Source organism: Actinomyces provencensis, from assembly GCF_900155435.1.
GTDB classification, from domain to species: domain Bacteria; phylum Actinomycetota; class Actinomycetes; order Actinomycetales; family Actinomycetaceae; genus Pauljensenia; species Pauljensenia provencensis.
This window is the reverse complement of record NZ_LT700212.1, coordinates 1,986,018-1,998,305: the sequence shown is the minus strand read 5'-3', so window position 1 is coordinate 1,998,305 and position 12,288 is coordinate 1,986,018. Positions and strand designations below refer to the sequence as shown.

11 protein-coding genes and 1 riboswitch are annotated in these 12,288 nt (G+C 70.3%); of the genes, 7 read left to right on the top strand and 4 right to left on the bottom strand.

The annotated features are described in order from the left end of the window. Positions 1-38 precede the first annotated feature (38 nt). Together BQ9890_RS08845 and BQ9890_RS15670 are read right to left on the bottom strand one after the other, a co-directional pair. Positions 39-755, bottom strand: coding sequence for a PspA/IM30 family protein (locus BQ9890_RS08845; protein ID WP_075890926.1), 717 nt, complete (start codon positions 753-755; stop codon positions 39-41). Between the two features lie 215 nt (positions 756-970). Beyond that, entirely contained in the window at positions 971-2,965 is a 1,995-nt protein-coding gene (locus BQ9890_RS15670; RefSeq protein ID WP_456047838.1) for a TPM domain-containing protein, read from the bottom strand. 244 nt (positions 2,966-3,209) lie between these two features. Between BQ9890_RS15670 and BQ9890_RS08835 the strand changes: the two genes are divergently transcribed. The 4 genes from BQ9890_RS08835 (at position 3,210) to BQ9890_RS08820 (ending at position 7,409) form a co-directional block, all read left to right on the top strand. Beyond that, complete coding sequence (locus BQ9890_RS08835) at positions 3,210-3,587, top strand: cold-shock protein (RefSeq protein WP_075890922.1); 378 nt, start codon at positions 3,210-3,212, stop codon at positions 3,585-3,587. Next, positions 3,580-4,389: a DUF3027 domain-containing protein gene (locus BQ9890_RS08830; protein WP_075890920.1), complete on the top strand. Its 810-nt coding sequence runs from the start codon at positions 3,580-3,582 to the stop codon at positions 4,387-4,389. Before BQ9890_RS08835 ends, BQ9890_RS08830 begins: the two co-directional genes overlap by 8 nt. 215 nt (positions 4,390-4,604) lie before the next feature. Further along, positions 4,605-6,062 carry an NCS2 family permease gene (locus BQ9890_RS08825; protein ID WP_075890918.1) on the top strand — a complete coding sequence of 486 codons (1,458 nt, stop codon included), beginning with the start codon at positions 4,605-4,607 and terminating at the stop codon, positions 6,060-6,062. Positions 6,063-6,092: 30 nt separating this feature from the next. After that, positions 6,093-7,409 (top strand): MFS transporter, encoded by a 1,317-nt coding sequence (locus tag BQ9890_RS08820; RefSeq protein WP_075890916.1) that lies wholly within the window; start codon positions 6,093-6,095, stop codon positions 7,407-7,409. Positions 7,410-7,510: 101 nt separating this feature from the next. Here BQ9890_RS08820 and serC read toward each other — a convergent pair whose 3' ends face one another. Beyond that, positions 7,511-8,647 (bottom strand): phosphoserine transaminase, encoded by a 1,137-nt coding sequence (gene serC, locus BQ9890_RS08815; protein WP_075890914.1) that lies wholly within the window; start codon positions 8,645-8,647, stop codon positions 7,511-7,513. A gap of 214 nt (positions 8,648-8,861) precedes the next feature. Here serC and BQ9890_RS08810 point away from each other — a divergent pair, with 214 nt between their 5' ends. The 3 genes from BQ9890_RS08810 (at position 8,862) to BQ9890_RS08800 (ending at position 11,667) form a co-directional block, all read left to right on the top strand. Continuing rightward, positions 8,862-9,554, top strand: a complete 693-nt coding sequence (locus BQ9890_RS08810) for a metal-dependent transcriptional regulator (RefSeq protein WP_075890912.1) — start codon at positions 8,862-8,864, stop codon at positions 9,552-9,554. 99 nt (positions 9,555-9,653) lie between these two features. Beyond that, positions 9,654-9,821, top strand: a riboswitch (cyclic di-AMP (ydaO/yuaA leader). A 7-nt stretch (positions 9,822-9,828) separates the two neighbouring features. Continuing rightward, positions 9,829-10,599 carry a C40 family peptidase gene (locus tag BQ9890_RS08805; protein ID WP_075890910.1) on the top strand — a complete coding sequence of 257 codons (771 nt, stop codon included), beginning with the start codon at positions 9,829-9,831 and terminating at the stop codon, positions 10,597-10,599. A 138-nt stretch (positions 10,600-10,737) separates the two neighbouring features. Next, positions 10,738-11,667: a universal stress protein gene (locus BQ9890_RS08800; RefSeq protein ID WP_075890908.1), complete on the top strand. Its 930-nt coding sequence runs from the start codon at positions 10,738-10,740 to the stop codon at positions 11,665-11,667. Positions 11,668-11,814: 147 nt separating this feature from the next. Here the strand turns inward: BQ9890_RS08800 and BQ9890_RS08795 are convergent, their stop codons facing one another. Beyond that, positions 11,815-12,288: an Lrp/AsnC family transcriptional regulator gene (locus tag BQ9890_RS08795; protein ID WP_075890906.1), complete on the bottom strand. Its 474-nt coding sequence runs from the start codon at positions 12,286-12,288 to the stop codon at positions 11,815-11,817.

Sequence of the window (12,288 nt, the reverse complement as noted above, 5' to 3'; positions counted from 1 at the left end):
TCCCGCACGTGGGCCGCGAGTACAGCTCCCCCGCGGGATCAGTCCTTGTGCTTGAGTGCTGCCAGGCGTGCCTCGACCTCCGCCGCGGAGGAATCGGTGTCGAGTTCGGCGAACTGTGACTCCAGGGAGGTCGAGGCGACCTCCGCCCGGCCCTGTGCCATGGCCTCGGTGCGGCGGACACGGTCCTCGTACCGGGCGAGCTCCGAGGTCGGGTCCATGACGTTGATCGAGGAGATCGCGTCGGTCACCTTGGCCTGTGCCTCCGCGGACTTCTGGCGCGCCACCAGCTGGTCGCGACGCGACTTGAGCTGTGCGAGACGGTCCTTCATGCCGACCAGACCCGACTTGAGCTTGTCCACGACCTCGGTCTGGGAGGCGATCATGGGCTCCGCCTCCCTGGCCTCGCCCTCGAACTGGATCTGCTTGCCCAGTGCCACCTTGGCCAGGTCGTCCCACTTGTCCGCACCGGCGGAGTCCCCGGCGGTGCGCAGCTGCTCGGCCTTGTCGGAGGCGGCCTGGGCCTTGCGACCCCAGTCGGCAGCGGTGGCGACGTCGTCCGCGTGGTCCTTCTCCGCCAGACGGAGGTTGCCGACCGTCTGGGCGACCGCGGTCTCGGCCTCGGCGATGGAGTTCGTGTAGTCGCGGATGAGCTGGTCCAGCATCTTCTGCGGGTCCTCGGCGCGATCGATGATCGCGTTGATGTTCGCCTTGGCGAGCTGGGAGATGCGTCCCAGGATCGACTGCTTCTCTGCCATGTGTTCTCCTTGGTTCGTCAGGGGTGATCGGCTTCACGTCCTGCTCGGATGATATCGGCTGGCCCGCACCGGTGCGAGGGCGGGAGTGCACGGGGCGACGGAGTGCGCGGTCGTCGGGTGGGCCGGGGAGCGCAGGGAAGCGGCCATGCCCCGCCCGTGGGACCTGTGCGCGGACCCGGGCCGGGGGGGGCAGGCGACAGGGTCGGGCTGCGGGATCAGAAGGAGGACCCGCCTCCCCCGCCNCCTCCGCCGCCGAAGCCGCCGCCGAACCCGCCCCCGCCGAAACCTCCCCGACGGTGGTGGTCGCCCCCGCCCCCACCCCAGGAGCCCCCGGAGTGGTTGCCCATGAAGATCGACCAGAGCAGCAGGTTGCCCCACGAGACACCCGAGTCGCTCCGGGTCCCTGTGTCCCCGAAGCCGCGTGGGTTGCTGCGCAGTACGGATCGCGCAGTGGACTCCGCGTCGATGGCGGCCTGGATGCTCGCCTGGGGATCCGAGTCGACGGTGGCGCGGGCCCTGTCCAGTGAGGACTCCGCCCGTTGCATCTGCGAACGCACGTCCAGGTCCACGAGTCCGCGTCGCGACTGGATGAAGGTCTCGGCCTCAGCGACTGCGGCCTCCGCGGCTGCGAGACGGTTGCGGGCGTTCCCGGTGGCACGGGTGCGCTGCTCCTCCGCGGAGCGGAGCCCGGCCAGCGCGGCGTCCAGCGCGGCCTCGGCGCTGTGCAGGTCCTCCAGGGCCGCGAGGGGATCGCCCGAGCCGGAACGGGCCGCCTGGGCTGCGGAGACGGCCCGGCGGGCGTCCTCGACCAGGGGTGCGAACGCCTGGGGATCGGCCTTCAGGCGCGTGACGTCATTGAGGTCGGAGGTGAGGGAGGCGACCGCCGTCGTCAGGTCCTCCTTGGCGTGGTCCAGGTTCTTCTGGGCGTCCATGATGGCGCGCACCTGCAGCTGGGCCATCGCCACCGCGCGCATGCCCGTGTCCACCGCCGCCACCGCGCCCGAGCGATCGGTGCCCAGGAGGCCCTGGGCCTGGTCCGCCGCCTCGCGGGCGGAGTCCAGGAGGGCGCGTGCCTGGTCGGGGTTGTCCTGGAGTGCGGAGATCGCAGCCGGGGGATAGGCGATGGCCAGGGAGTGCAGTTCCGAGACCGCGGTGGGCAGGGATGCCTCGACCTCGGAGATCCGCTCGCGCAGACCGGCCACCTGCTGGTCCGCGCTGGCCTCGGAGTCGCGCAGGTCGTGGAAGGCCTTCTGCTGCGCGACCAGGGGGAGCATCACCTGGTCCAGGGCGGTGAGGATCCGGTCGGCCGTCGCGGCCCGGGAAGCCGGGTCCCCGGCCTCGTTCATCTGCTTCTGCGCGTCGAACGCCCGCGCCACCCCCTCCTGGGCGGCACGGAACGCGGCGCCGTACTCATCGGTGCGCAGGGCGCCGAACTGGGCACGGGCGAAGTCGAGTTCGTCGGAGGCACTGCGCACCATCTCATCGGCCTCGAGGAGGCGCCTGTTGGCCAGGTCCACCTTCTGGTCGGCCGTCATGGGAGGGGCGCCCGACGCGGCCGCACCGGAGCGGATCCGGGAGTTCGTCCGGCGCGACTTCACGAGGACGAGGACGAGGGCGGCCGCGGAGCCGAGGAGCACCAGGGCGACGACGGTCCCGAACACACCGGAACCCCTGGGAGCGGACCCTGTGGCGTCGCTGCTCCCGTCCGTTTCCGTGGTCCCCGTACCCGTGCCGTCCGCCGCACCGACCATGGAGTCGACGAAGGCGGTGGCCGCCTCGGTGGTCGTGTCCGCGTCCAGGGGGTTCGCGTTGCGCAGCACGTCGACGGCGGCACTGCGTGCCACGGTGAGGTCGGAGTCGGAGACGACCTGCTCACCCTCGTTCCCGCAGGACCCGATCTGGCGTTCCTCGTAGGCGATCACCAGGACCACCGAGCTGGTGGACAGGCCCGACTGGATGCCGCTCTGCTGACACCAGGTGACCACCTCCTGACCACTGAGGTCGGGGACCGCCACGAAGTAGAAGTCGATGCCCTCCGACCCGGCGCGCCGGGCGTCGTCCTGGATCGTCGCGACCTGCGAGGTCGAGAGGAATCCCTCCGGATCGGTCACCGTGTCGCCGATGGTCACGGGAGATGTGGCGCCAGCAGGTCCTGCGGCGACCGCCAGGGCGGTCAGGGCCGTCGCCGCGGCGGCTGCGAGCCGGTGCATCGTCCTCATGCGTGTCTCCCTCCCCGGTGCCCCTCGGGCCCCGGTCGTCAGCCTATTGTGCCCGGGCGTCCCCCGCGTGCGCGCGCAGCGCCGCCCTCGCAGGCGTCGACACGTCCGCAGCGCCGCACCGGTCATCCCCCGTCCGCCCACAGCGCAGGGACGCGCCAGCCTTCGACCGCGGCGACCGGGCGAACTATCATGTGTCGGAGGCCCGTACGGGCCGCTGACCACAAGGAGTGCAATCGTGCCCACCGGCAAGGTGAAGTTCTTCGACGCCGATCGAGGCTTCGGATTCATCGGCGGCGATGACGGCGTCGAGGTGTTCCTGCATGCCTCCGCGCTGCCCGAGGGGGCTCCCGCCCCGCGTCCCGGGACCCGCGTCGAGTACGGCGTGGCAGACGGACGCAAGGGTCCCCAGGCGCTGTCCGTCCGGGTCCTGGAGGAGGCGCCGTCCGTCGTGCGCAACCAGAGACGCAAGCCCCAGGCCATGGTCCCCGTCGTGGAGGACCTCATCAAGCTCCTGGACATGTCCTCCAACTCCCTGAGACGGGGCAAGTACCCCGACAATGCCCACAAGATCGCCCAGGTGCTGCAGGCGGTCGCGGAGGATTTCGATGCCTGAGGACACTGTCCCGACCAAGCCCACCCGCACCCGCAGGCCGCGACCGGACGCCGTCCTGGAGTCCGCGGTCGAGGTGGCACGCGAGGCGGCGGAGTCCGTCGCCCGTCGCGGCACGGTGGGGGAGCACACCGGCGTCCACCTCGAGGGGGAGCGCCTCCTCACCCACTACTTCCGGACGCTGGAGCCCGGCTACGCCGGCTGGCGTTGGGCGGTCTCGCTCTCACGCGTGCCGAGGTCCAAGGTCGCCACGGTGTGCGAGGTGGACCTCGTGCCGGGGGAGGGTTCCCTGCTCGCACCCGCGTGGGTGCCCTGGGAGGAGCGGCTGCGTCCCGCCGACGTCACCCGTGACGACGTGCTGCCCTACAGCGCGGACGACCCGAGGCTGGAGCCGGGTTTCGAGGACACCGGCGAGGACCCCGACGAGCCGGTGGTTCGTGAGCTGGGTCTGGGGCGCCCGCGCGTGCTCTCCCGGGAGGGTCGCGACGAGGCCGTGGAACGCTGGTACCACTCCGATCACGGGCCGGCCGACACGCGCGTGCCCAAGGCCCCGTGCTCGACCTGCGGGTTCCTGGTGAAGATGTCGGGATCCCTGCGGGGGGTCTTCGGGGTCTGCGCGAATGAGTGGTCGCCGGACGACGGCAAGGTCGTCAGCCTGGACCACACCTGCGGGTCGCACTCGGAGACGGACGTCCCCTCCGACGGCCCCGAGTGGCCGGTCGAGCCCTCACGGGTCAACGACTTCCTCATCGTCCCCGAGCAGATGGACGGCGGGACCGTGGTCGGGGCGTCCGCAGGGGCCTGATCGCTGCTGCCCCCCTGCCGCCGATGATCCGCACCGGCCGGTTCGCCCTCGTCGACGACCGGCAGGGGTCGCCCTCGTGGGCGGCGAGCGGGGCGCCCTCGACGACGCCACGGAGGATGTCCCGCGTTTCGGGACAGCCTACTCCTGTTTGCCAGCCCACGGTCCCCACTTGGGACGCTCTTGAAATCCGGGGGCGGGGTGGGCACGATGTGCGCGTGAGCACCCAGACTGCGCGCACGCGCTCCCCACAGGCAACTCCCACCAACGCACTCGACCGCTTCTTCCACATCACGGAACGCGGGTCCACCATCGGTCACGAGGTCCGCGGCGGCTTCGTGACCTTCTTCGCGATGGCCTACATCCTGGTCATCAACCCGATCATCCTGTCCACCGACGGTGTGCTCCCGGAGGGCACACCATTCACCGCGCGTGACATCGCGGCGGGTACCGCCCTGATCGCCGGCATCATGACCATCCTCATGGGCGTGGTCGCGAACTTCCCCCTGGCACTGGCTGCGGGCATGGGCCTCAACGCCATGGTGGCATTCACCCTGGTGCTGGGATCCGGACTCACCTACCAGGAGTCCATGGGCCTGATCTTCTGGGAAGGCCTCCTCATCACCATCCTGGTGCTCACCGGCTTCCGTGAGGCCGTCTTCAAGGCCGTCCCGCGCCAGCTCAAGACCGCGATCTCGGTGGGCATCGGCCTCTTCATCGCCTTCGTCGGCCTGGTCAATGCCGGGATCATCCGCCCCGGCGGCACCCCGGTCCAGCTCGGTGTCAACGGGTCGCTGGACGGATGGCCCGCACTCGTCTTCGTCTTCGGTCTCCTGCTGACCATCGTGCTCTACGTCCGTAAGGTCAAGGGCGCCATCCTCATCTCCATCCTCGCCTCCACCGTGCTCGCCGTCATCATCCAGGCGGTCGCGGGTCTGGGCGCGAAGTCGGAGACGGACCCGACCGGGTGGGGCCAGACGGTCCCTGCGATCTCCGGGTCCCCCGTCGCGCTCCCCTCCTTCGGAACGCTGCTCCAGATCGACTTCTTCGGCGCCCTCCAGAAGCTCGGCCCCCTGGCCGTCCTGCTGCTCGTCTTCTCCCTGATGCTCGCGGACTTCTTCGACACGATGGGCACCATGGTCGCCATCGGTGGCGAGGCCAAGCTGCTGGACGAGGACGGCAACCCGCCCAAGTCCCGCCAGATCCTCCTCATCGACTCCCTGGCTGCCGTCGCCGGCGGTCTGGGTGGCGTCTCCTCCAACACCTCCTACGTCGAGTCCTCCGCCGGTGTCGGTGAGGGCGCACGCACGGGCCTGGCCTCGGTGGTCACCGGTGTGCTCTTCCTCCTGTCGACCTTCCTGTCGCCCATCGTCGAACTGGTCCCGACGGAAGCCGCGTCAACCGCACTGGTGTTCGTGGGCTTCCTGATGATGACCCAGGTCGTCGACATCGACTGGTCCTCCCCACAGATCGCGATCCCGGCATTCCTCACGATCGCTTTCATGCCCTTCGGCTACTCCATTACAGTGGGCATCGGCGTCGGCTTCATCACCTACACGGTCATCCAGGTCGCGCTCGGCAAGGCTACGAAGATCCACCCACTGATGTGGCTGACTTCGGTGCTGTTCGTGCTGTACTTCGTCCTCGGCCCCATCCAGGCGGCGTTGGCGGGATGACCCTGATGGCCTGAGGAGGCTCCCGACCAGGTGTCACGTACCTTCCACTCCCTGCGCTACCACAACTTCAGGCTCTGGTTCACCGGCAACGTCATCGCGTCGACCGGAACCTGGATGCAGCGGGTCGCGCAGGACTGGGTGGTGCTGACGGTCCTGACCTCCCACGACGGGTTCCAGGTGGGGGTGGTGACTGCCCTGCAGTTCCTGCCCCTCCTGATCCTGTCGCCCTGGGCCGGGGTCCTCGCGGACCGCGTCGACCGACGCAGGCTCCTGCTGATGACCCAATGCCTGACCGGCCTGCTCGGGCTGGTCCTGGGGGTCCTGGTGCTGACCGGCACCGCCGAACTGTGGCACGTCCACGTGCTCGCACTGGCCGGCGGTGCCGTGGCAGCCCTGGACTCCCCGGCACGGCAGGCCTTCGTGTCGGAGCTCGTACCCTCCCACTCCCTGCCCAACGCGGTGGGACTCAACTCCACCGCCTTCAACATTGCGCGTCTCTTCGGACCCGCCCTGTCCGGCCTGGTCATCGACTGGGTCGGACCGGGGTGGGTCTTCATCGTCAACGGGGTGCTCTTCCTCGCCCCGGTCATCGCTCTGGCCGCGATGCGCCCGGCGGAGCTCGTCCCCCACCGATTGGTGGCACGCCGGAAGGGCCAGGTGCGCGAGGGCGTCGCCTACGTGCGCAACCGTCCCGACATCATGCTGCTCCTCTTCGTGGTCGCCGTGGTCTCGGCGCTGGGGATGAACTTCCAGCTCACCTCCGCGCTCATGGCCACCGAGGTCTTCGGCAAGGCGGCCGGGGAGTACGGGCTGCTTGGCTCCTACATGGCCATCGGCGCCCTGGCCGGTGCCCTGCTGGCCGCTCGGCGCAGGACTCCCCGGCTGCGCATGATCGTCATCGCGGCGGGCCTGTTCGGGATCTGCGAGATCCTCCTGGGACTGGCCCCCACCTACACGTGGTTCGCCGTCCTGACGGTGCCCACGGGCCTGGCGATGCTCACCATGATCACATCCGCCAATGCTGCCATCCAGATCTCCACGGCGGAGGAGATGCGCGGGCGCGTCATGGCCCTCTACACGATGATCTTCCTCGGGGCCACGCCCATCGGCTCCCCCGTGGTCGGCTGGATCGGGGAGAACCTGGGGGCCCGCTGGTCGATCCTGGTCGGGGGCATCGCCTCCCTGGCGGTCGCGATCATCGCGGGCGTCTGGGCGATCTCCCACTGGCAGATCCACCTCCGGTTCCACTGGTCGTGGCACCCGCTGGAGGCCGAGGGCCCGGTGGAGCGGGCCCGGGCCGCCATGGACGCCGAGGAGGCGACGCGCAGGGCGCAGGAGACGTCCTGACGCCATCTGCGAGGGCGGCGCCCCGCCCGGACCGGTGTCCCGGGGCCTGGATGGTGTCGAGCCCACATGTGGTTGTCCAGGGCGTGCGGGATGCCCGCCGCTCAGAGTCGGGGCAGCAGCCAGTCGATGGAGGCGAGCAGGGACTCGACGTCGGAGGTCGGCGTGGCGGGGAAGGTCGCAATGCGCAGCTGGTTGCGACCGAGCTTGCGGTAGGGCTCGACGTCGACGATGCCGCTGGCCCGCAGGGCGGCGGCGAGCCTCTTGGCATCCACCTGCTCGGAGAAGTCGACCGTGACGACCACGGGGGAGCGCCACCGGGGCTCAGCCACGAACGGGGAGGCCACCTCGCTGGCCTCGGCCCAGTCGTAGATGAGGCCGGAGGCCGCGAGTGAGCGCGCGGACATGGCTCCGAGGCCGCCCTCTTCCAGCATCCAGGTGACCTGGCGCTCCATGAGCAGCAGGGTCGCGATGGCCGGGGTGTTGAGGGTCTGGTCCTTGGCGGAGTTGTCCATGGCCACGCAGAGGTCCAGGATCTGGGGCACCCAGCGGTCCGTGGCCGCATGCAGGCGGCGGGCTCTCTCCTGGGCGGCGGGTGAGAGCAGTGCCACCCACAACCCCCCATCTGATCCGAAGCACTTCTGGGGCGCGAAGTAGTAGGCGTCCGTGGAGGAGATGTCGACCGGGACACCGCCCGCCACCGAGGTCGCATCCACCAGGGTGAGCGTGCCCTCGCCACCGATGCGCCGCACCGGGGAGAGGGCTCCCGTGGAGGTCTCGTGGTGCGGGTAGGCGAAGACATCCGGATCAGGAAGGTCATCGGAGTCGCCCTCGTCACCGGAGAGCAGCGCGACCCCACCCGCCGGCGCCTCGACCACCACGGGCGGGAGGAGGAAGGGGGCTGTGGCGGTTTCAGTGACGAACTTGTGCCCGAATTCCCCGAATGAGGCGTGTGCGGAGCGCCTCTCGACGAGGCACGCTGTGGCGACTGCCCAGAAGGTGGTCGTGCCCCCATTGCCGAGCACGACCTCCCACCCCTCGGGCAGGTCGAACAGCGTTGTCAGGCCTTCGCGAAGTGAGTGGACGACGGAACGCACCGGGGACTGGCGGTGGGAGGTCCCCATCAACAGCGGAGTTCCCAGCGCATCGAGCTGTTCTGAGCGAATCCGGGAGGGGCCGCAGCCGAAGCGGCCGTCGAGGGGTCGGAGCTCGGAGGGGACGAGAGGCAGGTCGGTGCTCATGCTCGAAAATGTAGCCCTGTGGATCGCGTGCGGGCACGATGGTCCGGCTCCCGGGGCGCAGGTGCCGCGGTCCGGGGGGCGGTGCGCGCCCGGACATGCGAGAGTGGGCCAGATGCGGCTCCCATCACCGCGCCCTGCTCCCGGGAGGGGGCCAGGACCCTATCCTTGGAGTCGGCCACCACCAGGCGCTGCTGCGCGGAGAGGACGGGACCGGATGGGCGACCTCATCGACACCACGGAGATGTACCTCAAGACCGTCTACGAGCTCGGTGAGGATGACGTGACCCCACTGCGGGCGCGCATTGTCGAGAGGTTGGGCCACTCGGGGCCGACCGTGTCCCAGACGGTGGCACGCATGGAGCGCGACGGGCTGCTCCACGTCCGTGGGGACCGACGTCTGGAGCTCACACCCGAGGGCGAGGCCCGCGCAGTGGAGGTGATGCGCAAGCACCGCCTGGCCGAGCGGCTCCTCCTGGATGTCATCGGACTGGACTGGGCCGACGTCCACGACGAGGCCTGCCGGTGGGAGCACGTCATGTCGGACCAGGTCGAGGAGCGCCTCGTCGAGCTGCTCCACGACCCGACACAGGACCCCTACGGCAATGCGATCCCGCAGGGTGGTGGGCAGCTGGGTGGCACGCCCGCCGACCAGGTGCTCCACAGACGGGCGGACGAGGACGTCTCCGCAGTCGTCCGGCGCATCGGTGAGCCGATCCAGGCCACCCACGAGGTCATCCGGGAGTTCGAGGACCTCGGGATCCGACCGGGCACGAAGGTCCGGCTCCGGGGCGGACCGGATGTGGTGCTTGTCACTCCCGAGCACGGAGGGACTCCCGGTGCCGCTGCCCGCACCCTGTCACTGCCTGCGTCTTTGGCACCTCACCTCTTCCTCGACGACGTCCACTGAGAACCTGCGCTTCACCTTTCGTCCACATGGCCGTTATGGATACGTGACATCGGGGCCCGGTGGAGGCTAGTGTGAACCTCGGTTGCGACGCAGCCGACCACACGCCATGTACCGAAGCCGGACGATGGCGACCGTGGACAGTCACCAGTCCGGCGCGGGGGAACCACGAATGGCCCGTCAGGGCCTCGGGGTGAAGTCCGGGAGACCGGACCGGGCTCTCCTGCCCGAATCCGACAGCTGACCTCGCAGGTTGAACAAGGAGAACGCACCACTCGTGACCACCGCCAAGACCGCAGCGAGGCACCGCAAGGCCCGCCGTCCGCTCGCACCCGTCACTGACACCCTTTCCTCCCTCTCCATGAACCCCGTGCGCGGGACGGCAGTCGTCTCCGTCACCGGGCTCGCCCTGACCGCCGCGGTCTCGGCAGCAGCCAACGCGGCTCCCGTCGCCCTCGCGGATTCCGTCCAGCAGTCCCCGACGGCGAAGATCTCCACGCTGCCGACGACCGTCACGGTCCCCGACATCGCGTGGACGGCCTCGGACGAGGTAGCAGCCTCCGCCGAGGCACCGGCCCCCGAGCCGGAGCCGGAACCCGTCGAGACGGTCACCGTCGCGGCGCCTGTCGCCACTGCCGCGGCCGCCACTGCGGCCACCACGACCACCGAGGTCGCCTCCCGCAGCGAGACCCGTGAGGCGGTCGCCGCCCCGGCCAGCGCGGCAGGCTCCTCCATCGCCTCCATCGCCCTGAACATGCAGGGCATCCCCTACGTCTACGGGGGCTCCAGCTGGTCCGGGGCGGACTGCTCCGGTTTCGTCCAGATGGTCTACGCGCAGGCAGGCATCTCGCTGCCGCGCACGTCCTACGCCCAGCAGTCCAGCGGCACGATCGTCTCCGCCGCCGCCGCCCAGCCCGGGGACATCGTCTCCTGGGGCTACCACGTCGGCATCTACATCGGCAACGGCATGATGGTGGACTCCTCCAAGCCGGGCACGTCCACCACCGTGCGCACGGTGTGGGGAAGCCCGGTGTACGTGCGCATCTGAGCGTGGCACGGTGACGCCATGCGGGGCGTCCCCGAGCACGGCGGGGTCGGGTCCTTCGGGACCCGGCCCCGCTTTCCGTGTACCCGGGGGCCCGTGGCGGGGCACAATGGAGGTGACACCCGACACAAGGAGGGGAACATGGCCACCAACGAAGTGATCCTGGTCGGTGCGGACGGTTCCGCCGAGAGCCTCGCCGCGGTGAGGTGGGCGGCGGACCGTGCACTGCGTTCGGATGCGCGGATCCACGTGATCTGCACCTATGCGCTGGCCTCGTACTCAGCGGCAGCCTTGGACGGGGGCTACGCGGTGCTCGATGACGAAGCACTGCGCCGCGGCGCCCAACAGGTCATCGACGAGGCCGTCGCCGCCGCCAGGGCCAGGGGTGATGTGCGCGTCTCGGGTTCCATCGAACCCGGTGACCCCGCAGCCGTGCTGGTGGAGATGTCGGGCGAGGTCGACCTGGTCGTGATCGGCTCCCGCGGCGGCGGGGGATTCGCCGACCGACTGCTCGGCACCGTCTCCTCCGCGCTGCCTGCGCACTCGAAGAGTCCGGTGGTCATCGTCCCCAAGCACACCTCGGGGAAGAGCTTCACCCCGGTGGAGCGGATCGTCGTGGGCGTGGACGGCTCCGATGTGGCCTCCTCCGCGCTGCACAAGGCCGTCGACGAGGCAATCGTCTGGGGTGCGAAGCTCACCGCGGTCTCCGCGGTCCCCATCGCCTCGGGTGGGGGAATGATGTCCTGGCTGCCGGCCTCGGTGGACCGTGACTCCCTGCTGCGCGACGTGCGCGAGGGACTCAACAAGGCGGTCTCGACAGCGCTGGACGGCCGCGACCTCGACGTCGCGCGCCATGTGCTGGACGGCTCCCCCTCGAACCTCCTGGTCGAGTTCTCCACCGCCGTGGACCTGGTGGTCGTGGGCACACGAGGGCGCGGCGGTTTCGCCGGTCTGCTGCTGGGGTCGACCTCGCAGACGGTCATGGCGCACTCCACCTGCCCCGTCCTGGTCGTGCCCTCACGCCACCGCGACAAGGCCCCGGACCCCGCCGCCAGGTGGGAGCGGCGCTGACGGCGGTGTGCACCGCCTGACCTGCACTCCCGCGCGGTGCCCCCGGGCTCCGGCCCGGGGGCACCCCGGTGGGAGCCGGTCCCGGGTGGGAGCCGCTCCGGGCAGCGGGAGGGGGTGCGGGGTCCGCTCCCGTCGACGCGGGGGCGGTCAGTCCTCCGTCACCGGCGGCTCGTCCTCGAAGTAGGCCCGCAGGACCATGGTGGTCTCCGTCGACACGGGCGCCACCCGGTGGATCGTGTTGATGAGGTCCTCCAGCGCGCTGAGGGAGGCGGTGCGCACCCGCAGGAGGTAGCTCGGGGCGCCGGCGATGGAGTAGCAGGAGACGACGCCGTCCACGTTGCGCAGCAGCTCGGGGAGCTGTTCCTGGTGGCTGTAGTCCTGGAGGATGACCGCCACGAAGGCCGAGACCGGCAGGTCGATCGCCTCCCAGTCCACCGTGGCCCGGTACCCCGTGATCACGCCACGCTTCTCCAGTCTCTGCAGGCGCGCCTGGACCGCGGAGACGGACAGACCCGTGGCTGCTGCCAGGACCGAGAGAGTCGCCCGGCCGTCCGCCATCATGGTGCGGACGATGCGCGTGTCGATGGGATCGGGGTCGGGTGTGCGTTCGCGGGTCGCCAT

Bases quoted from the DNA above. Each gene is read 5' to 3' on its own strand.
- serC (WP_075890914.1), bottom strand. From the start codon at position 8,647: ATGAGCACCGACCTGCCTCTCGTCCCCTCCGAGCTCCGACCCCTCGAC.
- BQ9890_RS08800 (WP_075890908.1), top strand. From the start codon at position 10,738: ATGGCCACCAACGAAGTGATCCTGGTCGGTGCGGACGGTTCCGCCGAG.
- BQ9890_RS08830 (WP_075890920.1), top strand. From the start codon at position 3,580: ATGCCTGAGGACACTGTCCCGACCAAGCCCACCCGCACCCGCAGGCCG.
- BQ9890_RS08795 (WP_075890906.1), bottom strand. From the start codon at position 12,288: ATGGCGACCCGCGAACGCACACCCGACCCCGATCCCATCGACACGCGC.
- BQ9890_RS08845 (WP_075890926.1), bottom strand. From the start codon at position 755: ATGGCAGAGAAGCAGTCGATCCTGGGACGCATCTCCCAGCTCGCCAAG.
- BQ9890_RS08810 (WP_075890912.1), top strand. From the start codon at position 8,862: ATGGGCGACCTCATCGACACCACGGAGATGTACCTCAAGACCGTCTAC.